Genomic DNA, 24,064 nt, shown 5'->3' on the forward strand with positions numbered 1-24,064 from the left:
TGGCCCCGGCGGCGTCGTCGGCGTGGACCGGGGCGGCGGCGTCGGCTCCCTCCGCGGCCCCGGCCCCGGCCCCGGTCATGCCGTCGCCGTCTCGGCGAGGACCGCACGCTGGATCGCCGCGAGCGAGGCCGTTCCGGCGAGCCCGAGGTCGAGCAGCGTGTCGAGCTCGGCCCGGTCGAACGGAGCGTGCTCGGCGGTGCCCTGCACCTCGACGAAGGTCCCGGCACCCGTCGTGACGATGTTCATGTCGGTGTCCGCGCGCGAGTCCTCCTCGTACGCCAGGTCGAGCATCGGCACGCCGCCGACGATCCCGACGGAGATCGCGGCGACGCTGTCCGTGAGCGGCGTCGCCTTCTTGCCGACGAACCCGCGCTCGCGGCCCCAGGCGATCGCGTCGGCGAGGGCGACGTACGCGCCCGTGATGGACGCCGTCCTGGTCCCGCCGTCGGCCTGCAGGACGTCGCAGTCGAGCACGATGGTGTTCTCGCCGAGTCCCTTCATGTCGACGACGGCACGGAGCGACCGGCCGATCAGCCGCGAGATCTCGTGCGTCCGCCCGCCGACCTTGCCCTTGATCGACTCGCGCTGCATGCGCTCGTTCGTGGAGCGCGGGAGCATCGAGTACTCCGCGGTCACCCACCCGGTGCCCTTGCCCGCCATCCAGCGCGGGACGCCGTTCGTGAAGGACGCCGTGCAGAGCACCTTGGTGCCGCCGAAGGCGATGAGCGCGCTGCCCTCCGCCTGGGCGCTCCAGCCGCGCTCGATGGTCACGGGACGGTGGTCGGTGGCGGTGCGTCCGTCGATGCGGGTGCCGTCGTCGGTCATGGTGTCCTTCCGGTGGTGGCTGGGATGCGTGGCAGGTCGATCGCGCCGGTCTCGAGATGACCGACGCGGGAGACCTCCGGTCCGAGGAACCGGCGGGCGAGCCGGATGAAGCCGGCGCGGTCGGTCCCGGTGGTGTCGAACGCGTACGTCGGCGGCGTCGTCGCCGTCCGCTCGATGCCGTGCTCGACGAGTCGACGGTAGACGTCGTTCGCGGTCTCCTCGGCGCTCGAGACGAGGGTGACGTCCGGACCCATGACGTACTGGATCGCGGCGGACATGAGCGGGTAGTGGGTGCAGCCGAGCACGAGCGTGTCGACGTCGGCGGCGCGGATCGGCGCGAGGTACTGCTCGGCCACGGCGCGGAGCGCGGGCGAGGCGGTGTCCCCGGCCTCCACGAACTCGACGAACCGGGGACAGGCGGCGAGGGTCAGCGTGACGTCGGAGGCCGCCGCGAAGGCGTCCTCGTAGGACCGCGAACCGATGGTGCCGATCGTGCCGATGACGCCGATCCGGCGCGTCCGGCTCTGCTTGACCGCGGCGCGCACGGCTGGCTGGATCACCTCGACGACCGGGATCCCGTAGGCCTGCTCGTAGCGCTCCCGGGCGTCCCGGAGCACGGCGGAGCTCGCCGTGTTGCAGGCGATGACGAGCGCCTTGACCCCTTGGTCCACCAGGTCGTCCATGACCTCGAGCGCGTACCGGCGGACGTCGGCGATCCGCTTCGGGCCGTACGGCGAGTGTGCGGTGTCCCCGACGTAGCGCATCGACTCGCGCGGCAGCTGGTCGATGATCGCGCGGGCGACGGTGAGGCCGCCGACACCGCTGTCGAAGACTCCGATGGGCGCGTCCGTCACGGCCCCCAGCGTACCCGCGCGGCTCGGCCGGGAGGCCCGACACCCGTCCGGCGGTCAGGTCCGCCCATCCCGCGGCCGCTCCGCCGCGCGGCCGCTCCGACGGCCCGCCGGTCCGGCGCGCGGCAGGTCGGCAGCACGACGGCAGCACGACGGCAGCACGACGGCAGCACGACGGCCCGGACTACGCTCGGGCGGGTGACCACGGCCCTCCTCACCGACCAGTACGAGCTCACGATGGTGGACGCCGCCCTCAAGGACGGCACCGCGGACCGCCGCTGCGTGTTCGAGGTGTTCGCACGGCGCCTGCCCGACGGCCGCCGGTACGGGGTGTCCGCGGGACTGGGACGGTTCCTCGCCCTGCTCGACGAGTTCCGCTTCGACGACGACGACATCGCGTTCCTCCGCGACCGACGCATCGTCGCCCCCGGCACCGCGGACTGGCTCGCGGGCTACCGGTTCCGTGGCGACGTCCGGGCGTACCGGGAAGGCGAGGTGTACTTCCCGAACTCGCCGATCCTCCAGATCGAGGGCACGTTCGCCGAGGCGGTCGTGCTCGAGACACTCGCGCTCAGCGTGCTCAACGCCGACTCGGCGGTCGCGTCCGCCGCGGCGCGCATGGTGTCGGCGGCCGACCGCCGCCCCCTCGCCGAGATGGGGTCGCGCCGGACCGGGGAACGCAGCGCGGTCGCCGCCGCCCGGGCGGCCTACGTGGCGGGGTTCGGGGCGACGAGCAACCTCGAGGCCGGCCGCGTCTTCGGCATCCCGACGATGGGCACGGCCGCACACGCCTTCACGCTCCTCCACGACTCCGAAGAAGCCGCGTTCCGCTCACAGCTCGCGGCACTCGGTGACGGCACGACCCTGCTCGTGGACACCTTCGACATCGAGCGCGCGGTCGAGACGGCGGTCCGACTGACCGACGGACACCTCGGTGCGGTCCGCATCGACAGCGGCGACCTGCCGAGCGTCGTCGCGACCGTGCGCGCGCAGCTCGACCGTCTGGGAGCGACGTCGACGAAGATCACGGTGACGAACGACCTCGACGAGTACACGATCGCCGCGCTCCGGGCAGCCCCCGTCGACTCGTACGGCGTCGGCACGAGCGTCGTGTCCGGCAGCGGTCACCCGGCGGCGGGCATGGTGTTCAAGCTCGTTGCACACGAGGACGCCTCGGGAGCGTGGGTGCCGGTCGCCAAGAAGTCCGCCGACAAGGCGACGGTCGGTGGTGCGAAGACCGCGGGGCGCCGGCTGCAGGACGGTGTCGCGGTCGCCGAGGTCCTGCGCGTGGGCGGTGCTCCCGCGGACGACGAACGGCCCCTGCTCGTGCCGGTCGTGACGCACGGCGAGGTCGACGACGCGTTCCTCGGCGTGCACGGGGTCGATGCTGCGCGCCGGCATCACCGCCGGGCGAAGGCCGAGCTCCCGGCGGACGCCGAACGGATCGGTCGCGGCGAACCGGCCGTCCCCACGCTGTACGCGTGAGGACGGGACGGGCTACTCGTCGCGCATGCGCTCGTAGATCTCCTTGCAGGTGGGGCAGACCGGGAACTTCTCCGGGTCACGTCCTGGCGTCCACTTCTTGCCACACAGCGCCTTGACGGGCTTGCCCGTCATCGCGGACTCGAGGATCTTCTCCTTCTTCACGTAGTGCGAGAAGCGCTCGTGGTCCCCGGGCTCGACGCCCTCGTCCTCGAGGAGCTGCTCGAGCTCGCGGTCCATCACGTCGAGGCCGCCACCACCCGGTTCCATCGTGCTCATGGACCCAGGGTACGTCGCAGTCCGGTGGACCGGATGTGCGCTCCGCCCGATCAGTTCCGCTGCGCCGCAGCGAGGATGTCCGGCCCGGAGCGCTCGAAGAGCCGGCCGCCGACGAACACGCCGATCACGAGCACCACGACCCCGATGGCGATGCCCGAGCCGAGCGTCGCGAGCGCCCAGGGGTGCGGACCGTCACGGAACGCGCGCACGGCGAACCATCCGGCGGGCAGGGTCAGCAGCACGGTCACGACGATCGTCGCGGACTGCGCGGTGACGGCGAGCGCGCCCGTGGCCTGCGGCTGCCGGAACGGGTGGTCGCCCGGTCGGACCGCCGGGTACGGCAGGAGCGCGGACGCGATGCTCGACAGCCCGAGGCCCGTGAGCAGTGCGCACCCGGCCACGCCGAGCACCACCGGCAGCAGCGACGGGTCGCCGTAGAGCCAGACGGACACCACCGCGCCGATCACCAGGGCGGGTACGCCGACGACGAGCACGGGCACGAGCCGACCGAGCCGGTCGCTCCACCCCGGTGCCCCCGACGCGACGTGGAGCCACACCGCGGTGTTGTCGTACGAGGCGTCGTTGTGGGGCAGGAACCCGGCGATGAGCGCCATGATCGGCAGCGGCACGAGCGCGGTCCAGTGCCACGGCATGCCCGCGACGCCGAGCGGCAGCACCACGATGGGCACGAACAGGAGCACGAGGTACGACGACCGGTAGCGCGGGTCGCGGCTCCAGTAGGTCAAGCTCCGCGCGGCCACGGCGCCGACCGGGTGCGCCGGGAGCTGGTCGAACCAGCCGAGCGTCCGGTACCGCCGAGTGCGACGACCCGCGTCGACGTGTTCCAGCAGCGTGCCGACGAGTGCCCACCACGCCCACCCGAGCACGCCGACGACGGCGAGGGCGACGACGAGCTGCCCCACGGCGGCCCCCACGTGCCCGGCCTCGGCGGACGCGGGGAACGACCACGCCGCACCCCACGGGGTCCAACCGGCGGCCCCTGCCGCGTGTCGGACGCTCGCCGACACGGGGTCGTGTCGGGCCGCCATGACCACGAGCGAGAGCGCCGGCAGGCCGAGGACCACCACCACGAGTGCGACGAGCCAGCCGGCGTCGCGGGTGCGGTGCGCGGCGAACAGCCAGGCGCCGAGCGTCGCCGTCACCCGTGCGAGGAGCGCGCAGGTGAGCACGACGAGGACCGCGGACAGCAGCGCGAGCAGTGTCGTGCCGACGCCCCGGCTCCAGGCGACCACCTGCGCCACGGCGACGACGGCCACGGCCACGGTCGGCACCCCGACGAGTCCGGCGACGCCGAGCCCGAGGGTGAGGTCGCGACGGCCGATGCCGAACGTGGCGAAGCGCCGTGGGTCGAGCTGGTCCCCCTCGCCGAGCGCGAACGGGACGAGCGTGAAGCCGAGCGCCACGAGTGCGCCGACCGGCACGACGAGGGCCGCGGCCGTGGACGCGGTGTCATCGCGGAGCCCGGCCACGGCGGCAGCGGCGCATGCGGCTGCGACGAACGCGGCCAGCGCGGCGACCACCACGAGGACGGAGCGGGACGCGGACCGGCGGAGCGCGCCGCCCAGCGAGTCGAGTCTCAGTCGGAGGAGTTGTGCAACCATTCCATGCTCTCTCCGACGACCCGGCCACCGGCGAGTTCGACGAACTTGTCCTCGAGGCTCTTGCGCCCGCGGACCTGGGCCATCGTGCCCGACGCGAGCACCTGCCCACCGACGATGATCGCGACCGAGTCGCACGTGCGCTGCACCAGTTCCATGGAGTGGCTCGACAGCACCACGGTGCCACCACCCGCGGCGTACCGGCGCAGGATGTCGGTGATCGTCACGGCACTGACCGGGTCGACCGACTCGAACGGCTCGTCGAGCACGAGGAGCCGCGGCGAGTGGATCAGTGTCGCGGCGAGGGCGATCTTCTTCGCCATACCGACGGAGTAGTCCGCGACCTGCCGACCGAGGGCCTCGCCGAGGTCGAACGCCTGCGCGAGGTCCGCGCTCCGCGAGCGTGCCGTGGCCCGGTCGAGGCCGTGCAGCGTCGCCGAGTAGAAGAGCAGCTGCGCGCCCGTCAGGCGATCGAACAGGCGGAGTCGGTCCGGGAGCACCCCCATCGCACGCTTCGCCGCGGTCGGGTCGGACCAGACGTCGTGGTCGAGGACCGTCACGCTGCCCGCGTCGGGGCGGAGGAGCCCGGTCAGCATCGAGAGCGTGGTCGTCTTGCCGGCACCGTTCGGACCGACGACGCCGAACACCGAGCCCTTGCGGATCTCCAGGTCGATGTGGTCGGCGGCGACCGTCTGGCCGTACCGCTTGACGAGTCCGGAGGCCGCCAGGACGATCGGTTGCTGCGGCCGGGGCGAGGTGCGCTTCGTCACGGGTCGGGCGGCCCGCTTCTTGCCGGTCCGGGCGGTGCCGGGCGCGGCGGCCGTGGTGCGTTGTCCCCGGGCGTCCGGGGTGGCGTCGTCCTGCTCGGCCGGAACCGCGGGCGCCGTGGCCCCGACGGGCGGAGCGTCCGTGGACGTCACGACCGCATCGTCGTCACCGACAGCGGGAGGCAGGCCACCGACGTCCTCGAGCGGGAACTCCGACAGGTCCGCCGTCGCGTCCATGGTCGCGTAGGGCGAGGACTCGTCCGCAGCGGGGCCGGCGGCCGCGGTCGCCTCCTCGGCGCCACGGGCACCGCGGGCAGCGCCGGCGCGACCGCGCGGTGCACCCGGACGTGCAGCGCCGGAACGACCGGCACCCGTCCGCGGTGCCGCCGGTCGCTTGACCCGGGGCTTCGGCGTCGTGCTCTTCGGGACGGCGGCGGGCAGCGCGCCGCCCTCGCCGTCGGTCCGCTCGCCGTCGGTCACGTCGTCCCCCGTACCGCGCCGTTCGTCGACGCCATCCATGTTCCGGGTGGCAGCACCGACGGCGTCGTCCGCATCGTCGGTCACAGCTCCCACCGCCCCACCGTACCAACGCCAGGGATGACGCGAGCCCGGCTCCGCACGATCACGAATCGGACACGAAATGCGCGGTGCCCGGCCGCTCCGCGCACGAGGGCGCCTAGGATTCACCGAGACACAACGGTGTGTTCACGAATCAGCAACCTGCCGCGCTCGTCCGTCCCCGGGGTACCGATGTTCTCGGGCATCTCAGAGACGTCTCGGGCAGGATCGATCAGCCCGACCGCGCAACGGCGCCCGGGCGGACCCCGAGGAGACCAGCATGACCACGCAGATCGTGATCCTCGCCGCGGGTATGGGCAGCCGGCTCGGTCGCTCGCTCCCGAAGCCCCTCACCGAGCTGGCGGACGGCCGGACCATCATGCAGCAGCAGTTCGACAACATCCGCGCCGCGTTCGGGTCCTCCGCACGCGTCACGATCGTCGTCGGCTACAAGTCGGAGTACATCGTCGAGGCCTTCCCCGAGGCCTCCTTTGTCTACAACGAGTCCTACGACTCCACGAACACCTCGAAGAGCCTCCTCCGTGCGCTCGGCGCGTCCGGCAAGGGCGGAGTCCTCTGGATGAACGGCGACGTCGTGTTCGACCCGCGTGCGCTCGTGCGCGCTGCGGACATGATGGACCAGGACCGCTCGTTCGTCAGCGTCAACACCGAGAAGGTCTCGGACGAAGAGGTCAAGTACACCGTCGACGCCGAGGGCTTCATCGACAAGCTCTCGAAGCGGGTCGTCGGTGGGCTCGGTGAGGCCGTCGGCATCAACTACGTCTCCTCGTCCGACAAGCAGGCGCTCATCCGTCAGCTCGGTCGCGTCGACGACCAGGAGTACTTCGAGGGCGGCATCGAGGCGGCCATCGCCGAGGACGGGCTACGCTGGTCGCCCGTAGACATCTCCGACCTCTACGCGGTCGAGATCGACTTCGCCGAGGACCTCGAGCGCGCGAACGACCTGTTCGTCTGATCCGTTCCGTCCGGGTCGCCTCGGCTCGATGCCGAGGGAACGCATGACCACGACGAGTGCGCCGGTGACCACACCGACCGCCCCGGCGGCCTCACGGACCGCGAGCACCCGGTACCGTCACGCACTCTGGCTCCTGACGATGCGGGACCTCCGGGTCCGGTACTCGACCTCCGCGCTCGGGTACCTGTGGTCGATCCTCGATCCGCTCGTCATGTCGGGCATCTACTGGTTCGTCTTCACGCAGGTGTTCCACCGCGACGTCGGCGAGGAACCGTACATCGTGTTCCTGCTCACGGCCCTGCTGCCGTGGATGTGGTTCACCGGCGCCGTCTCCGACTCGACGCGGGCGTTCATCAAGGAGACCAAGCTCATCCGCTCGACGACGATCCCGCGGAGCATCTGGGTGGCGCGGGTCGATCTGTCGAAGGGCATCGAGTTCCTCTTCAGCATCCCGGTCCTCGCGCTGTTCGCCGTGGTCTCCGGAGCGCCCGTGCACTGGCAGATCGTCTGGTTCCCCGTCGCGATCGTCGAGCAGCTCGTGCTCGTCTACGGCATCGGCATGATCGTCGCCCCCCTCGTCGTGTTCTTCCGCGACCTCGAGCGCGCGACGAAGCTCGTCCTCCGCTTCGCCTTCTACGCGTCGCCGATCATCTACTCGCCCCTCAACCTGCCGAAGGCCCTGCACGGCTGGTCGTCGTTCAACCCGCTGACGGGCATCTTCAGCATGTACCGGTCGGGGTTCTTCCCCAACCAGTTCAACGAGCGGGCGATCGTGGTCGGCGCGGTCGTCACCCTCGTCGTGCTCGGCGTCGGCCTGCTCGTGTTCCGCGCGAGTGAGCGCCGCGTCCTGAAGGAGCTCTGATGACCGCACCCGTCGCCACCGTCGACGTCCGCACGACCCCGGTGATCGCGGTCGAGGACGCGGGCATCCGGTTCCGTCGCAACCGCCGCTCGCACCGGAGCTTCAAGGACCTCTTCGCGGGGCGGAGCCGACGACGACGGCCCGACGAGTTCTGGGCCCTCCGACACGTCTCGTTCACGGTGCAGCCGGGCGAGTCGATCGGCGTGGTCGGGCGCAACGGCCAGGGCAAGTCGACGCTGCTCAAGCTCGTGGCGCAGGTGATGCTGCCCGACGAGGGCCGGGTCCACGTCGGCGCCGGGGTCGCGCCGCTCATCGAGATCACCGGTGGCTTCGTCGGCGACCTGACCGTGCGCGACAACGTCTTCCTCACCGCCGGCCTCCACGGCATGTCGAAGGCCGAGATCCAGGCGGCCTTCGACGACATCATCGCCTTCGCCGAGATCGGTGACTTCGTCGACACCCCCTACAAGCACCTGTCGAGCGGCATGAAGGTCCGGATCGCGTTCGCGGTGATCGCACGCCTCGAGGAGCCGATCATCCTGGTCGACGAGGTCCTCGCCGTCGGCGACAGGGCGTTCCGCGAGAAGTGCTACCGCCGCATCGACGAGATGCTCGCCGGTGGTCGCACGCTGTTCTTCGTGTCCCACAACGACAAGGACCTGCGCCGCTTCTGCACGCGCGGCCTCTACCTGGACAAGGGAGCACTCGTGCTCGACGGCACGATCGACGAGGCGCTCGACCGCTACGCGGCGGACAGCGCCGGCGCCTGACCCGCGCTCGCTCCCGCTCCACAACCGGAGCCGCACCGCCCCGCTCCACAACCCCCGTCGGCCCAAGGGTCCGCCCGGCCCCCACCGTCGGCCGCTCCCCCTAGCGTCGGCCCCATGCTCCACACCGAGACCGCGTACCCCGTCCCCTTCCAGCTCGAACGATCCGACAGCCCGCACCGCTACGACCTCCGGAACCGGAGCGACGAACCACTCGACGGCCTCACCCTCACGCATCTCGGCACCGGGTACGCTCCCCCGCTCCGCATCCGCCGGCTCGATCCCGGTCAGGCACTCGGCATCGCCGTGTTCGGTGGGGCGTCGGAGGACGCCGGCGTGGTCGTCGTCCGGTGGCGCCGGCCCGACCGGCAGGAGTACCTCTGGCGGGTCGCCCTGTGAGGGCGCCCGGGCCGGAGCGCAGGTCAGGCGGTCGGCGCCGGCGCGGTGGGCGTGTCACCGCGCGCGTCATCGGCACCGCGTTCGCGCGCGACCTCGTGCCAGCGGGCGAGCAACCGCTCGACCGCGGCGTGGAACCGCGCCGTCGCCGCTCCGGGCGTCGTGTCCCCGAAGTACCGGCCAACCCAGTACCGGAGCCGCTCGGTCTGCGAGGCGTCGTGCAGCGCCGCGTCGACCCGGTCGAGCACGGCGGGGGCGTCCTCGGCGTGGAGCCAGTCCGCAGCCGTCAGGTAGCCGCCCTCGTCGACCTCGGCGTCCGGATGGACGGGCCGCGTCACGATCAACGGGCGACCGACGGCGAGCCGGTCGTAGATCATCGCGCTGATGTCCGTGATCGCGACGTCGGCGTCGGCGAGCTGCCACCCGAGCACCGGACCGTCGTCGTACACGTGGTGAGCGGCCGGATCAGCGGCGTTCGCGGCGGTGATGGCGGCGACGATGCGCTGGTGGGCCTCCCGGTAGTCGGCGTCGCGGACGCCGCTGCGAGGGTGTGGCCGGTAGACCAGCCGGTGCTGGGGCGACGCGAGCACGCGCTCGGTGAGCGCGACGCCGTGCGTGGCGATGGAGCCGTACGCGGCTGCCGACCGGTCGCCCTCCCATGTCGGCGCGTAGAGCACCACGGTGCGACCGTCGGACGGGTACGGCACCGCGCCGGCGAAGTGATCGGCCTGCGGACGTCCGATGGCGATCGTCCGGCGATCGAGGTCGTAGTCCCACAGCGCCTTCGACAGCCGGTCGCGCGCGGCGTCCCCGGCGATCAGGGCGTAGTCGTACGCCTTGAACTGGTTCGTCGTCATGTACATCTTGTCGCTCTCGCCGTGGTTGACGAAGACGTGCCACATGCGCCCGTACCGCATCATCTGGAAGTTCCGGGCGTTCTGGTTGACGTACAGGACGATGCGGGGGCGCTGTTCGTCCACGAACCGCTCGAGGTCGACCACTTGCCGCGCGTACACGACCGGCACGGGCGCCTCCTCGAGCAGACTCAGCATGGTGCCGGGCGACCGCGCGATGATCGCCACCGGGTGCTCCTTGGCGAGCTTGGCCAGCGGCGCGTACCACTGCCGGATCTGGTACATGTTCACGGGTCCGTCGGCGAAGTACACGGCGATCTCGATCGAGCGGGGATCCGGGACGTCGACGGACGGGAGCCGTCGGTCGAGTTCGCGGCGGTTGCGGCGCGAGCGCACGAGGCGGGTGACCAGCCGGCGCGCGGTGCGGACGTCACGGAGGATCGGCAACGGTCCCTCCTTCCGGCCGTCCTGGGACGACCACTTCGATCTGGGCTAGACGACGGGCGGCCGACCGGCGGCGGTCATGCGCGCGATGGTGATGAGGCCGAGGGGTCGGCGGGGGCCGCAGTCGGTGGACCAGCCCTCGCGGAGACCGGCGAACCACACGAGCAGTCGTCGCGGGTGTCGACGCCACCGGATCAGCTGGACGAGGGCCCAGCTCGCCACGTACACCGGCTGCAGCACCGCCGGCAGGTTCCGGCGGGCGAGCCACACCCGGTTCCGGGCGTTGAGCCGGTAGTACTCGCGGTGCCGAGCCGGGTCGATCGCGGGGTGGTTCGCGACGAGGTCCCCCGCGTACCAGGCACGCCGACCGACGCCCCAGACGCGCCAGGCGAGCTCGATGCCCTCGTGCGCGTAGAAGTACACGTCCCCCCAGCCGCCCGTGGCGCGGAACACCTCGAACGGCAACATCGTCGCGCCCTCCCACACGCTGAACACCGGACCGGACCGCCGCGGGTCGCCCTTGCGGATCCGGGGCACCCAGCGGCGGGGGTTGGATGCCCCGCTCGGGTCGACGACCCGCGGCTGGATGAGTCCGAGCGTCGGATCTCCCTCGAAGGCACGCACGGCGTCCGCGAGGAACGACGGGGACGGGATCGCGGCGTCGTCGTCGAGGAAGAACACGTAGTCGCCCTCCACTACGGCTGCTCCGGCGTTCCGGCCCGCGGGGATCCCGACGTTCTCGGCGAGCGCGAGCGGTCGGACGCCCTCGGGCAGGCCGGTGGGGGTCCAGCCGTTGCCGACACACACGACGTCGAGCTCGACGCGCTCCTGTGCGAGCACGGACTCGAGCCCGCGCCGGAGGTCGTCCGGACGCGTGCCCTGTGTGAGGCTCACCACCGCGACCCGTGGACGGTCACGATGCGGCACCGCTCGGCGGCGCAGGGTCCCGGGCCCGGTCACGCCCGCACCCGCTTCGAGGCGATGATCGCGAGGAAGTGCCCGGCGAGCGCCAGGACCGACAGCGGCAGGAGCGCCCCGACGAGGATCCGGTCCGCCAGCGGGTGCCCCATGACGAGCCCGAGGAGCGCGAACACGAACGCGAGGATGGTGAGCTCGACGGAGTGGTACAGCCGGTGGAACGGCAGGAACCGCGCGACCTGGCGGAGGGACGCGAGGCGACGGCCGCTCGGCACCGTCGTGTGGTCGCGGCGGTCGACCAGTCGATCCAGCCCCGCGTTCGCCCGCGCCACGTGCACCATGTCGTTGAGCGCCTTGTTGAGCACGATCACGAGCGCCAGTGCGAACCCGATCGTCGTCCACGCGTAGTCGCCGCCGTGCACGGGCCAGGTCGCGGCTCGGACGCCGAGCGCAGCCGGGATCAGGCCCTCAGTCGTGTAGTGCCCGACCTTGTCGAGGAACACCCCCGCGGGCGACCGGGTCCCCCGCCACCGGGCGACCTCACCGTCGGAGCAGTCGACGAGCATCTGGAGTTGTCCGAGCACGAGCGCGAGCGCGGCCCCGAGGAGTCCGGGCACGAGCAACGCGGCCGCCGTGCTCCAGCCGACGAGGATCATGACGCCCGTCACCTGGTTCGCGCTGATCCGGGTGCGCAGCAGGAACCAGGTCAGGTACGGGGAGACGTCGCGCAGGTACAGCGACGCCGTCCAGTGTTCCGCATTCGCACGTGAGCGGACCTCGTCGGGCTGCGTCACCGCGCGGAGCTCGGCGATGGACCGCGGCCGGTCGTACGCGTGCTCGACGTGGTCGCCGAAGGGGCGGTCCTGGGGCAGCGACTCGTCGTCCGCTCCCGACTCGCCCGGGACGTGCTCGGGGATCTGGTCGTCGGTCATGTCACCTCCCGGTGTGGGTCGTGAGTTCGGAGGTGCGGGCGAGGAACCCGAGGACGAACCCGATCCCCCACCCGATGTGGATGCACGGCAGCACGACGACGAGCCACGCCCGCGTCACCGGGTCACTGCGGCGTGCGACGACCGATGCACCGACCACCACGAACGCCAGGTACGCGCCCGGGACGACGAACCCGAGCATCGCCCAGGAGAGGGCCGACCGGAGGATCGCCCCGACGACGCCGACGATGCCGGCGATGACACCGCCGGACACCGCCACGACCATGACCGGGGGGACGAAGTACCGCAGACCGTTGCCCGTCGGGAAGCGCCGTGCGAGCTCGCCGCGCCACAGACCGGTCGCCACGAACTGCCGCACGAGGCGACGCAGGCTCGGCCGGGGCCGGTACGTCACCACGAGTTCGGGGGTGAACCACACCGTCCCGCCCGTCATCCGCAGACGACGGTTCAGCTCCCAGTCCTGGCCGCGCTTGATGCCCTCGTCGAACAGACCGACCTCGACGAGCCGCTCGCGTCGGAACACGCCGAGGTACGCGGTCTCGGCCGGACCGGCCTGACCGCCCACGTGGTGCGGGGTGCCACCGAGCCCGACCCGGCTGCCGTACGCGAGCGCGACCGCGCGCTCGAACGGGGTGCGTCCCTCGGCCCGCATGATGCCGCCGACGTTGTCGGCGCCGGACTCGAGCAGCACGCGGACCGCGACCCGCGTGTACTCCGGCGGCAGCACCGAGTGGGCGTCGACGCGGACGACGACCGGGTGCACCGAATGCCGGATGGCGACGTTGAGCCCCGCGGGCGTGGAGCCGACCGGGTTCGGGACGGCGCGGATGCGGGGATCGGCGCGGCTCATCTCCTCGACCAGCTCGTTGGTGCCGTCGATGGAGGGGCCGAGCGCCAGGATGATCTCGATCGGTCCGTCGTAGTCCTGGTCGAGCAGGCTCCCGACCGCCGCACGGACCTCGGTGACCTCGTTGAGGACCGGCATCACGTACGAGACCCCCGGCAGGGGCTGGCCGTCTGGCTGCATTCGATCAGTACCTCGTGGTCCTCGCGGAACGGAGCCGTGGCCCACCGGGGACCGCCCCGTAGAGCGTGCACGAGCCTAGCAGCGCCGTCGACCGCGCCCCTGCGCCCGGCCGGGATGGCGGGAGGCCCGGCCCACCTCGTCGAGGTGGGCCGGGCCTCCCGGTCGGCCGCCCGGCGTCAGCTGGCCTTGTAGGTGCCCAGCGTGACGTCGGCGGTGTGGCTCTGCCCGTTCCGGACGTACGTGACCGTGGTCTTCGCACCGCCCGCGAGGTACCGCACCTGTGCGGTGAGGTCGGTACCGTCGGTGACCTGGACACCACCGAGCGCCGTCACGACGTCGCCCTTCTGCAGCCCGGCCGACGCCGCGGCGCCACCGCTCGTCACCGACTTGATGACCGCGCCCACCTGCGTGGCGCTCGTGTCGTCGGTCGCGTCGCCGACCGTGGCGCCGAGGAGACCGTGGCTGGCGGAACCGCTGTCGATGATCTCGCCCGCGACGCGCTTGGCGAGGTTCGCCGGGATGGCGAAGCCGACACCGATGCTGCCCGACTGGGAGTCGGACGACGACGAGGAGCTGCCCGCGCTCGCGATCGCGACGTTGATCCCGATGAGACGCCCCTTGGAGTCGAGCAGCGCACCACCCGAGTTGCCCGGGTTGATCGCCGCGTCGGTCTGGATCACGGGCAGCGACACGACGTCCGACGTGGACGCGCTGCCGTTGTCGCCGTTGCCCCAGAAGTCGTACGGGCCCTGGCCGTTGTTGCCGCCGCCGTCGTTCGAGTCACCGGAACCGCTGCTCGGCGCGCTCGACGTGACCTGGATGCTCCGGTTCAGGGTCGAGACGATGCCGTCGGTGACGGTGTTCGACAGCCCGAGCGGCGCGCCGATCGCCACGGCGGTGTCGCCGACGTTGAGCTTCTCCGAGTTGGCGAAGTCCATCGGGGTCAGGCCGCTCGCGTCGATCTTGACGACCGCCAGGTCGACCGTGGGGTCGGTGCCGACGAGCGTGCCCTTGTAGATCTTGCCGTCCGAGGTCGTGACCTGGATCGTGCCCTTCGAGCTGTCGCCGTCGAGCGTCACCACGTGGGTGTTCGTGACGATGTAGCCGTCCTTGTCGAGCACGACGCCGGATCCGGTGCCGGCCTCGCCGCCCGCGGTCACGTTGATGGTGACGACCGAGGGCGTGGCCTTCGCCGCGACCGCGGTGACCACGGTCGCGGAGTTGTAGTCGTTCACCGTGAGGTGCCCGTTCGAGGTGGTGCCCGACGAGGTCGTCGTGGTCGTCCCGCCGTCGCGGTCGGCCACCGCCCATACGGTGGCCCCGCCCAGCCCGCCGATGACCGCGCCGATGACGAGCATCCCGATGAGCGGCAACGCGCCACGACGTCGGGCGTTGCGCGGCTGACCACTGTCGCCGCCCTCGAAGTACGTCCCGTTCCGCCGGTCGGCGCCGTCCACGTCGCCGAAGGCGCTCGTCGGCGCCTGCGAGGAACCCGGAGCGGTGGTCTGGTGCGCACCCGGTCCGTAGCCGATCGGGTGTCCGTACTGGTCGGTCGCTCCCTGGCCGCCGGCGGACGGAACGCCGTACGCCGAGCCGCCGTGCGACTGCCCGTAGGGCGACTGCTGGCCGTACTGGCCGCCCTCCTGGTGGCTCTGACCGTACTGACCGTACTGGCCGCTGTCCTGGCCCTGCTGGCCGTACTGGCCGCTGTCCTGCCCCTGCTGGCCGTACTGCCCCTGACCGTACTGCCCCTGCTGGCCGTACTGCCCCTGGCCGCCGCCGTACTGCCCGGAGTGGCCCTGATCGCCGTAGCGACCCTGCTCGCCCGAGGCGCCCTGGCCGCCCGCGTCGCGGGGGTAGGGGGCCGTGAAGCGATCGGTCTGCTGCGCGTCCTGCGCTCGACCGTCGGAGCCGTACCCCGGCAGTCGCTCGCCGTACCGCGGCTGGTCCGCGTCCCCCGTGTCGGCCCCGGTCGTGCGGGCCTCGTCGTCGTCGGCCGTCATCGGCGTGCTCCAGTTCTCATCGCGGTCGGCTCGTCGGCGCCCCGCTCCATGGCGGCCGCTCGACGGTCGTCGTTCCCGGTCGGGGTGGTGTCGGTCATGCTCGGCGTGCTCCCTTCCAGCGCAGAGCAGTCTCGCCCACCCACCTGAACGGTCGTCCTGCCACCCCTGGCAGGACCCTAGGTCGAGCATAAGCACCACCTGAACGTCGTGGTCGTCACGCCCGGACACATCGGTCGCCGGGTGCGCCCCGGCCGTTAGGTTGGACCAACCAGCCCAGAGACGGGAGCAGCATGCGAACCACCGGACCCTGGCTCCGCGCCGCCGAGGGAGCGATGCTGCTCGCCCCGGACGGACGACCCGCCCCGACCGTGCTCGCCGAGATGAGCGCGCTCGCGGCGGCCACCGGCGCCATCAACCTGGGCCAGGGGTTCCCGGACCAGGACGGGCCTGCCGCGGTGGTCGAGGCCGCGGCCGCCGCCGTGCTCGCCGGGGTCAACCAGTACCCGCCGGGCCGCGGCATCCCGGACCTCCGCGCCGCCATCGCCGAGCACCAGCGGCGGTTCCACGGGATCGACCTCGACCCGGAGCGCGAGGTCCTCGTGACGGCCGGGGCGACCGAGGCGCTCGCGGCCACCCTGCTCGCCCTCGTCGACACCGGGGACGAGGTCGTCACCTTCGAGCCGTTCTACGACGCGTACGGCGCACTCATCCGCCTCGCGGGCGGGACGCACGTCACCGTCCCCCTGGTCGCACCGGACTTCCTGCCCGACGAGGCCGCACTCCGCGCCGCGGTCACCGACCGGACCCGGGTGATCCTCGTCAACACGCCGCACAACCCCACCGGTCGGGTCCTGCCGCGCGAGGTCCTCGCGACCATCGTGGAACTCGCCGAGCGGCACGACGCGGTGATCCTCACCGACGAGGTCTACGAGCACCTCACGTTCGGCGTCCCGCACGTCCCCATCGCGACCCTGCCCGGCGCCTGGGAACGCACCGTCACGGTCTCGAGCGCCGGCAAGACCTTCAGCACCACCGGGTGGAAGATCGGCTGGTTGAGCGGCCCGGCCGCGCTCGTGGAGGCGGCGCTCGCGGTCAAGCAGTTCCTCACCTTCGTGAACGGCGCGCCGTTCCAACCCGCGGTGGCGGTCGGCCTCCGGTTGCCGGACGCCGTGTTCCAGGGTGTGGCCGACGACCTGCGCGTCAAGCGCGACCTGCTGGCGGCCGGCCTCACCGCCGCCGGCTTCGACGTCATGCTGCCGGACGCCACGTACTTCGTCATCGCGGACGCGGCCCCCCTCGGCGCTCCGGACGCCCGCGCGCTCTGCCTGGACCTCCCGCGCCTCGCCGGGGTCGTCGGAGTTCCCGTGACCGCATTCGTCCGACCCGACCACGCGGCCGGCTACCGCTCCCTCGTCCGCTTCGCCTTCTGCAAGCGCCGCGAGGTGCTCGAGGAGGCCGCCGGCCGGCTCGCGGCACTCCGCGCTACCGCGGTGTGACCGCGTAACGGCGCAACGCCAGCGACGGGTTGACCGCCCGCACGCGTTCGACGGTCGCGGTCTCGATCGTCGCGGCCAGGAGGCCCGGATCCGCTCCGAGCCCGGCGACGACGACGCCCGACGGGTCGAGCACCACCGAGTGGCCGACGCCGACCGGGGGTGTCTGCCCGGCACCGACCACGTACACGGTGTTCTCGATCGCCCGAGCCGCCAGCAGCGTCCGCCAGTGGTGCTCCTTGCCCGGCCCCCGGACCCACTCCGCCGGCACGAGCAGGACGTCCGCGCCAGCGACCGCGAGCCGACGGCTGACCTCGGGGAACCGGAGGTCGTAACACGTCTCGACGCCGATCCGTACGCCGCCGCGCTCGAACACGGGCTCCTGCTCCGGATCCCCCGGCTCGATCCACTCCGACTCCCGAGCGCCGAACGCGTCGTAGAGGTGCACCTTGCGGTAGGCGAGCACGACCTCACCGTCGGCGCCGACCGCCACGACCGTGTTGCGGAACCGGTCGGCGTCCGTACCGCGTTCGCTCATGCCCGCGACGATGGTGAGGCCCGTCCTCCTCGCGTGCTGCGCGAGCCCCGAGACGAACGGGCCGTCCAGCGGCTCTGCGGCATCGACGTACGAACGGCCGAGCTCGGGCTCGAAGAACGAGCTGTACTCCGGTGCGACGAGGACGTCGGCACCACGGCCGGAGGCGCCGACCGCCGCCGCACCGATGGTCGCCACGTTCGCGGCGACGTCGGCGACCGGCGCGAACTGGGCGACGGCGATGGTCAGGGTGGCGGGCACGGTCACGAGCGTAGACACCGGCCGGGAGGCACGCGACCCCACCGACGCGCCGTGTCTGCTCCGCCCTCGACCGGGAACGCACCAACGGGGAACACCGGAGCGGGAACGCAGAAGGCCCGGTCCTGACGGACCGGGCCTTCATCTTGTTGCGGGGGCAGGATTTGAACCTACGACCTCTGGGTTATGAGCCCAGCGAGCTACCGAACTGCTCCACCCCGCGGCACGGTTCAGAAGCCTAACACGACCGCGACGAGGACGCGAATCGGGGCCGACCGCGCACGCGAGGGCCCCGATCCGGATCACTTGCTGGACGAACTCGTCGAGCTGCTCGACCCCGTGGTCGCACCGTTCGACTCGGCCTGGAGCGCGTCCTGCACCGCCTGCTGCAGTCGCCTGTCGGCCTCGGCCGCCGCCACGAGGTCGTTGTCGGCGTAGGCCTGCTGACGGTCCTGGAGCGCCTGGCTCGCGTCCTGGAGCGCCTGCTGGAGGGCGGCGTTCGCGCTGACCGATCCCGCGCCGCTCGATCCACCGGAACCGCTCGCGCCCGAGTCGGAACCCGTGTCGCTCGAGCCGGATCCGCTGGATCCGCTGGTACCCGAACCGGTACCGCTCGAGCCCGTCGACGCGCCCTGGTCACCCGCCGCGGCACCGGAGTTCCCACCGAACAGCGAGTTGAGCGCGTCGTTGAGGGTGTCCTCGAACGCGATCTTGTCCCCGAAGGCGACGAGGACCTTCTGCAGTAGTGGGTACGACGTGTTCGAGGTCGACTGCACGTACACCGGCTGGACGTACAGGAAGCCGCCGCCGATCGGCAGCGTCAGCAGGTTGCCGCGCTTGATCGTCGTGTCACCCCGCTTCAGGATGTTCAGCTCGGTGGAGACGTCGGTGTCCGCGTTGAACGACGACTGGACCTGACCCGGACCGGGCACGCTGTCGGTCTTCGGGATCGTCAGGAGCGACAGACGCCCGTACGCCTTCGAGCGCTTGCCCTTGCCGCGGCCGCCGGCGTCCGAGTCGACCGACAGGTACCCCGTCAGCACGTTCCGCGCGTTCGACCCCGACTGCTGCGGGATGTAGGTCGAGTAGAGCGTGTAGGCCGTCTGCTCCCCCGGGACCTTCATCGTGAGGTAGTACGGGTCCTGCAGGTCGGCGCTCGAGGTCGTCGTGGTGGTGCCGAGTGCGCTGGTGACCCTCGACGTGGACGAACTCGACGAGCTCGACGACGGGTCCTGCGGCGTGACCCAGGCGTCGTCACCGGAGTAGAACGAGTTCGCGTTCGTGACGTGGTAGGTCCCGAGGATGGTCCGCTGCACCTTGAACAGGTCGGTCGGGTACCGCACGTGGTCGAGCAGCTCGGCACTCATCGACGACATCGGCTGGACGGTCGCGGGGAAGATCTTCTTCCACGTCGTCAGCAGCGGGTCCTTCGCGTCCCAGGAGTACAGGGTGACCTTGCCCGTGTAGGCGTCCACCGTCGCCTTGACCGAGTTCCGGATGTAGTTCACCTGGTCGGTGTTGTACCCGGACGAGGTGGTGCCGTTGATGCTGTCCGACAGGCTCGCGCTCTGGGAGTACGGGTACGCGTCGGTCGTCGTGTAGCCGTCGACGATCCAGACGACCCGGTGGTTGACGATCGCCGGGTAGACGTCCTTGTCGAGCGTCAGGTACGGCGCGACCTTCTGCACCCGCTGGAGCGGATCGCGGTCGTACAGGATCTGCGAATCCGCGTTCACCGCGTTCGACAGCAGGATCTGCTCCGACCCGAACTTGGCCGCGTAGACGAGACGGTTGAACACGTTGCCGATGCTCGGTCCGCCGTTCGCCTGGTACGTGGTCGTCGCGTTGCTCGCCGCAGCGTCCTCGGCGCCCGAGGGGTAGTCGAGCTCGATCTTCTTCGTCCCCTTGGCCGCCCCGACGATCGAGTACGCGGGCGAGCTCTCGCCGAAGTACACGCGCGGCTGGTAGTCCCCGAGGTCGCCCGTCGAGGGGATGCCGGACTCGAGGAACACGGGCTTGCCGTCGCTCGTGCGCTGGTTGCCGTACGCGGCGACGACCCCGTACCCGTGTGTGTACACGAACGTGCGGTTGTACTGCGTCGCCGAGGAGCCGAGGCCCTCCACATCGATGTCGCGCACGGCGATCACGGTGTCCTCGGAGGTGCCGTCGATGTCGTAGCGGTCGACGTCGAGGGTGGAGGGGAACTTGTAGTACTGGCGGTACTGCTGCAGCTGGCTGAACGACTCCGACACGATCGACGGGTCGATGATGCGGATGTTCGCCGTGGTCTGCGCGTCCGACGCGAGCGCTCCGGTCTGCGTGTCGGTCCTGGCGTCGTACGAACGCTCCTTCACTCCCGCGACGTCGTACGCGGACCGGGTCGCGTCGATGTTGCGCTGGATGAACGCCGACTCGTAGCTGCGCTCGCTCGGTGCCACCTGCAGGCGCTGGACGACCCAGGGGTAGATCCCGCCGACGACGATGGCCGACACGAGCAGCAGCGCGGTGCCCACGACCGAGATCCGCCAACGGCCGATGACCGCCGTCACGACGAACAGGAGCGCGACGACGGCGGCGATGCCCGCGAGGATCTCGCGCCCGGGGATGGTCGCGTTGACCTCGGTGTACTGCGCACCCGTGATGAGCGAGTTGTCCTTCGAGAGGGTCGCGTACTGGTCGAGCCAGAGGCTGACGGCCTGCAGGGCCACGTACAGGGCCGCGGTGACGGCCAACTGGACCCGAGCGGTCCGCGAGATCCGGACCTCCCGACTGCCGAAGCGGAGCGCGCCGTACAGGTAGCTGGCGGCGACGGCGGCGAGTCCGGCGATGAGCACGACAGCGGAGGCGAAGGCGACGAGCGCACGCCAGAACGGCAGGTCGAACACGTAGAACGCGATGTCGAGGTGGAACTGGGGGTCGACGCGGCCGAACGGCGTGCGGTTGAAGTAGGCGAGCACGAGGCTCCAGCGCGGCGCGGTCGCGAGGCCGGCGAACAGTCCGAGGACCGACGGCACGCCGAACATGACGGCGCGGCGGAGCGGTTCGATGACCTGCTGGTAGCGGTCGAGTTGCGCGTTGAGCTTGGCGTAGACCGGCCGGAACCGGTAGGCGACGGCGATGCTGACGTACACCGGCACCGCCATGCCGAGGAAACCGGCGAAGAACATCGCGGTGCCGGCGAGCCACCGGGTGGTGAGCACGCGTTGGAACCCGAGCTGCGCGAACCAGAGGTAGTCGGTGTACAGGCTCGCGAAGACGAAGAACGCGATCACCAACGCCGCCAGCACGATGATCGTGACGACGATCGGGATCCGCGGCGAGCGCCGCCGGACAGCGGACGATGTGTTCGTCACCAGGTGAGCTCCAGACGTGTCGACACGACGGCGTCGCAGCCGTCGGGACCCTGATCCTATGGGTTCGGGCTGACGATCACGCTGGGCGGAGCGCAGGCTGTGGAGCGTCGGTGGAACCGCCCGGAGCCGCCCCGGCGTGCCATGGACGGCGGCAGACCCCGGTCAGGATCCGCAGCGCGCCAGGTGGGCGGTGCTCGCGCCACTCCGGACGACGGACAGGTCGTGCACGGCCTGCCGGAGCGTCGACACCGCGTAGACGTCGAGCCCGTCGGGGACGTGTCCGGCGACCTCGTCGCAGTTGCTCTCCGGGGCCAGGAACACCGTCGCGCCCGCCGAGCGCGCACCGTAGAGCTTCTGCCGGATCCCACCGATGGCACCGACGTCGCCGTCGACGTCGATCGTGCCCGTCCCGGCCACGTGGGCTCCGCCGTTGAGGTGCCCGGGCGTCAGCTTGTCGATGGTCCCGAGCGCGAACATCATGCCGGCGCTCGGGCCACCGACGTCCTGCAGGCGGATCTTCACCGAGAACGGGAAGTCGTAGTGCTGGCTGACGCCGATGCCCAGGAGCACCGCACCGTCGGAGGCCTTCGGTGTGATCGAGACGGTCCGGGTGGCACCGTCGCGACGGACCACGAGGGTGGCGGCCGTCCCGGCGCCGTTCGCGGTCACGCGCGCGCGGAGGGTGCTGGCGTCGCTGTCGTGCGTCAACGACCTCCCGTTGATCGACTCGATGACGTCGCCCTCGCGCAGGACGCCATCGGCCGCCGACCCGGGTTCGACCGCCGAGACGGTGAGCGTGGAGCCGACCGTGAACCCCTGGTGGACGAGGGCCGCCGCGACCGCCGCCTGCTGGGAGTCCGCCATGTCGGCGGCGTCCTGCTTGTTCACCTGCTCCGTGGTCTCGCCGGTCGGGTAGATCGCCTCGGCGGGGACGACGGCCTCGGACTTCGTGAACAGCGCGCGGATGACGCTGAGCCACGACGGGCGTTCGGTCTGGGTGCCCTCGACGCTCACGGTGAGCATGTCGAGTGCGCCCGCCGTGGGGTAGGTCGGGTGTCCCGACACCTGGATGAGCTGCACCCGCTTCGGCTTCGCCGCGGTGCCCTGCTGCTGCGTGCCGATGGTGTTGAACACGGGGCCCGGCAGTTCGATGACGTACGGGCTCGGCAGCACGGTGGCGAGGAGGGCGAGGACGACCGCGGCGACGACGAGCACCCAGCCGACGGTGCGAGCGCGGGAACGCGGGCGGGCAGGAGCCGGGGCGAAGAGGGTCAACGAGGTCCTTCCGACGGGCCGGTGCTCCGCGCGTCCCGGTCACGGGAGCGCGTGTTCGCCCACGGCGCAGCGCGAACGGGCGTCCGAGGGGCACGTCCCAGGTCCGGGTGCAGGGCAGCGGTTAGCGTAGTGCGCATGGCTGATGATCCGCAGCGGCAACCGGACGACGAGTTCCAGGAGATGCTGCGCCGCCTCCTCTCCGGCGGTGCCGACATCGATCCGTCCCAGCTCGCGGGCGCCGCGGGGCTCCCGAACGACCCGGCCTTCGTCGCCCGGCTGATGGGGCAGTTGCAGGACGCCGTCCGGGCCGGCGGCGACGGCATCGACTTCTCGGCTGCCACGGAGCGCGCGGTCGCGATCGCTCGCGAGGGCGGCCAGGGCGTCGACCCGGCGACGAGCGCCGCGTTGACGCAGGCATTCCAGGTCGCCGCACTGTGGCTGGACGACGTCACCTCGGTCGCCGAGCTCACCGCGGCGCCGCGCCTCATGACACGCGAGCAGTGGGCGTCCGCGACGATGCCGGTCTGGAGCCAGATCGCCGAGCCCGTCGCGACGAGCATCGCCGACGCCCTCACCGAGGTCATCGACCAGCAGGCGCCCGAGGAGCTCCGGAGCATGCTCAGCGGTGCCGGTCGCATCATGCGGAGCGTCGGCGGCGCCCTGTTCGCGGTGCAGCTCGGACAGGTCGTCGGGCAGCTCGCGACCGAGGTCGTGTCCGGCGGCGACGTCGGGGTCCCGCTCCTCGACGACCAGCAGGCCGCCCTGGTGCCGCAGAACGTCGCCGCCTTCGCCGAGGGCCTCGACGTCCCCGTCGACGAGGTCCGGATCTACCTGGCGGTCCGCGAGCTCGCGCACGCGCGCCTGTTCCGCTCGGCGCGGTGGCTGCGCCTCCACCTCATCTCCTCGATCACCGAGTTCGCACGTGGCATCCACGTCGACACCTCCGCGATCGAGGAACTCGCGAGCGGCTTCGACCCCTCGAACGCCGAGGAGCTGCGCGACGCCCTGTCGAGCGGCGCCCTCATCCCCCCGCGGACGCCCGAGCAGGACCAGGCGCTCGCGCGACTCGAGACCATGCTCGCGCTGATCGAGGGCTGGGTCGACGTCGTGACCGCGGCGGCGACCACGCGCCTGCCCCGGTCGGCCGCCATCGCCGAGATGGTGCGTCGACGTCGCGCCGCGGGCGGTCCCGCGGAGTCCGCGTTCGCCACGCTGGTCGGTCTCGAACTCCGGCCGCGGCGGCTACGCGAGGCCGCGGCGATGTGGCAGCGGGTCGTCGACGAGCTGGGCCCGGAGCAGCGCGACACGCTCTGGTCGCACCCGGACCTCGTCCCGACGTCCGCGGACATCGACGACCCCGACGCGCTCGTCGCGCGGCTGCGGGACCCGGGCACGGCCTCCGACGACATCGACCGCGCGCTCGAGGACCTGCTCAACGACACGACGGACGACCGTCCGCACGAGTCGCCGGACGGCACGGCGCGCGACGACGACTAGCGCTCGTCCACAGGTCCCGGTTCTCCACAGCTGCCGGGAGGTCCGGGAGCCGTCCGCCCCGGACCGGCGAGACTG

20 protein-coding genes and 1 tRNA gene are annotated in these 24,064 nt (G+C 71.7%); 7 read left to right on the top strand and 14 right to left on the bottom strand.

The features are described from left to right. Positions 1-75 precede the first annotated feature (75 nt). On the bottom strand, positions 76-825 hold the full coding sequence (rph, locus tag DEI81_RS11270) for a ribonuclease PH (RefSeq protein ID WP_111010820.1): 750 nt from the start codon (positions 823-825) through the stop codon (positions 76-78). Continuing rightward, on the bottom strand, positions 822-1,679 hold the full coding sequence (gene murI / locus DEI81_RS11275; protein ID WP_111010821.1) for a glutamate racemase: 858 nt from the start codon (positions 1,677-1,679) through the stop codon (positions 822-824). Before murI ends, rph begins: the two co-directional genes overlap by 4 nt. Before the next feature lie 234 nt (positions 1,680-1,913). Between murI and DEI81_RS11280 the strand changes: the two genes are divergently transcribed. Further along, positions 1,914-3,161, top strand: a complete 1,248-nt coding sequence (locus tag DEI81_RS11280; protein WP_375334772.1) for a nicotinate phosphoribosyltransferase — start codon at positions 1,914-1,916, stop codon at positions 3,159-3,161. A 12-nt stretch (positions 3,162-3,173) separates the two neighbouring features. Here DEI81_RS11280 and DEI81_RS11285 read toward each other — a convergent pair whose 3' ends face one another. The 3 genes from DEI81_RS11285 to DEI81_RS11295 are packed head-to-tail and all read right to left on the bottom strand — an operon-like array spanning position 3,174 to position 6,396. Beyond that, positions 3,174-3,437, bottom strand: coding sequence for a DUF3039 domain-containing protein (locus tag DEI81_RS11285; RefSeq protein WP_111010823.1), 264 nt, complete (start codon positions 3,435-3,437; stop codon positions 3,174-3,176). A 50-nt stretch (positions 3,438-3,487) separates the two neighbouring features. Further along, entirely contained in the window at positions 3,488-5,059 is a 1,572-nt protein-coding gene (locus DEI81_RS11290; RefSeq protein WP_111010824.1) for an ABC transporter permease, read from the bottom strand. Then, the gene (locus DEI81_RS11295; RefSeq protein WP_258368664.1) at positions 5,035-6,396 is read right to left on the bottom strand and encodes an ABC transporter ATP-binding protein; all 1,362 of its coding nucleotides are present in this window, start codon (positions 6,394-6,396) and stop codon (positions 5,035-5,037) included. Before DEI81_RS11295 ends, DEI81_RS11290 begins: the two co-directional genes overlap by 25 nt. 265 nt (positions 6,397-6,661) lie before the next feature. Between DEI81_RS11295 and DEI81_RS11300 the strand changes: the two genes are divergently transcribed. The 4 genes from DEI81_RS11300 to DEI81_RS11315 all read left to right on the top strand — a co-directional run bounded on the left by DEI81_RS11300 (position 6,662) and on the right by DEI81_RS11315 (position 9,385). Further along, entirely contained in the window at positions 6,662-7,357 is a 696-nt protein-coding gene (locus tag DEI81_RS11300) for an NTP transferase domain-containing protein (protein ID WP_111010825.1), read from the top strand. 43 nt (positions 7,358-7,400) lie between these two features. Next, entirely contained in the window at positions 7,401-8,219 is an 819-nt protein-coding gene (locus DEI81_RS11305; RefSeq protein ID WP_111010826.1) for an ABC transporter permease, read from the top strand. Next, positions 8,219-8,989, top strand: a complete 771-nt coding sequence (locus tag DEI81_RS11310; RefSeq protein WP_111010827.1) for an ABC transporter ATP-binding protein — start codon at positions 8,219-8,221, stop codon at positions 8,987-8,989. The genes DEI81_RS11305 and DEI81_RS11310 overlap by 1 nt, the downstream gene beginning before the upstream one ends. A gap of 114 nt (positions 8,990-9,103) precedes the next feature. Then, the gene (locus DEI81_RS11315; protein ID WP_111010828.1) at positions 9,104-9,385 is read left to right on the top strand and encodes a hypothetical protein; all 282 of its coding nucleotides are present in this window, start codon (positions 9,104-9,106) and stop codon (positions 9,383-9,385) included. 23 nt (positions 9,386-9,408) lie between these two features. On the opposite strand, the gene DEI81_RS11320 is transcribed toward DEI81_RS11315, so the two are convergent. From DEI81_RS11320 to DEI81_RS16600, 5 genes are all read right to left on the bottom strand, one after another. Next, entirely contained in the window at positions 9,409-10,683 is a 1,275-nt protein-coding gene (locus tag DEI81_RS11320) for a CDP-glycerol glycerophosphotransferase family protein (protein ID WP_111010829.1), read from the bottom strand. 45 nt (positions 10,684-10,728) lie between these two features. Next, the gene (locus tag DEI81_RS11325; RefSeq protein WP_258368666.1) at positions 10,729-11,574 is read right to left on the bottom strand and encodes a glycosyltransferase family 2 protein; all 846 of its coding nucleotides are present in this window, start codon (positions 11,572-11,574) and stop codon (positions 10,729-10,731) included. Between the two features lie 62 nt (positions 11,575-11,636). Further along, positions 11,637-12,530, bottom strand: a complete 894-nt coding sequence (locus DEI81_RS11330) for a CDP-alcohol phosphatidyltransferase family protein (protein WP_111010830.1) — start codon at positions 12,528-12,530, stop codon at positions 11,637-11,639. 1 nt (position 12,531) lies between these two features. Further along, a complete protein-coding gene (locus DEI81_RS11335) occupies positions 12,532-13,575 on the bottom strand; it encodes a glycosyltransferase family 2 protein (RefSeq protein ID WP_111010831.1) in 1,044 nt (347 codons plus the stop codon). A gap of 176 nt (positions 13,576-13,751) precedes the next feature. Further along, on the bottom strand, positions 13,752-15,578 hold the full coding sequence (locus DEI81_RS16600; protein ID WP_258368668.1) for a S1C family serine protease: 1,827 nt from the start codon (positions 15,576-15,578) through the stop codon (positions 13,752-13,754). Between the two features lie 290 nt (positions 15,579-15,868). On the opposite strand from DEI81_RS16600, the gene DEI81_RS11345 reads away from it, so the two are divergent. Continuing rightward, complete coding sequence (locus DEI81_RS11345; RefSeq protein WP_111010832.1) at positions 15,869-17,074, top strand: aminotransferase class I/II-fold pyridoxal phosphate-dependent enzyme; 1,206 nt, start codon at positions 15,869-15,871, stop codon at positions 17,072-17,074. Here the strand turns inward: DEI81_RS11345 and DEI81_RS11350 are convergent. From DEI81_RS11350 to DEI81_RS11365, 4 genes are all read right to left on the bottom strand, one after another. Continuing rightward, positions 17,061-17,867: a carbon-nitrogen hydrolase family protein gene (locus DEI81_RS11350; protein WP_111010906.1), complete on the bottom strand. Its 807-nt coding sequence runs from the start codon at positions 17,865-17,867 to the stop codon at positions 17,061-17,063. The genes DEI81_RS11345 and DEI81_RS11350 overlap by 14 nt on opposite strands. A gap of 146 nt (positions 17,868-18,013) precedes the next feature. Beyond that, positions 18,014-18,087, bottom strand: a tRNA-Met gene (locus tag DEI81_RS11355). A 79-nt stretch (positions 18,088-18,166) separates the two neighbouring features. Further along, the gene (locus DEI81_RS11360) at positions 18,167-21,217 is read right to left on the bottom strand and encodes a UPF0182 family protein (protein WP_181435399.1); all 3,051 of its coding nucleotides are present in this window, start codon (positions 21,215-21,217) and stop codon (positions 18,167-18,169) included. Positions 21,218-21,379: 162 nt separating this feature from the next. Next, the gene (locus tag DEI81_RS11365) at positions 21,380-22,492 is read right to left on the bottom strand and encodes a PDZ domain-containing protein (protein WP_111010833.1); all 1,113 of its coding nucleotides are present in this window, start codon (positions 22,490-22,492) and stop codon (positions 21,380-21,382) included. A gap of 135 nt (positions 22,493-22,627) precedes the next feature. On the opposite strand from DEI81_RS11365, the gene DEI81_RS11370 reads away from it, so the two are divergent. Further along, complete coding sequence (locus tag DEI81_RS11370) at positions 22,628-23,989, top strand: zinc-dependent metalloprotease (protein ID WP_111010834.1); 1,362 nt, start codon at positions 22,628-22,630, stop codon at positions 23,987-23,989. The last annotated feature ends 75 nt before the right edge of the window (positions 23,990-24,064 follow it).

The sequence above is a fragment of the Curtobacterium sp. MCBD17_013 genome (genome assembly GCF_003234565.1).
Taxonomy (GTDB): Bacteria; Actinomycetota; Actinomycetes; order Actinomycetales; family Microbacteriaceae; genus Curtobacterium.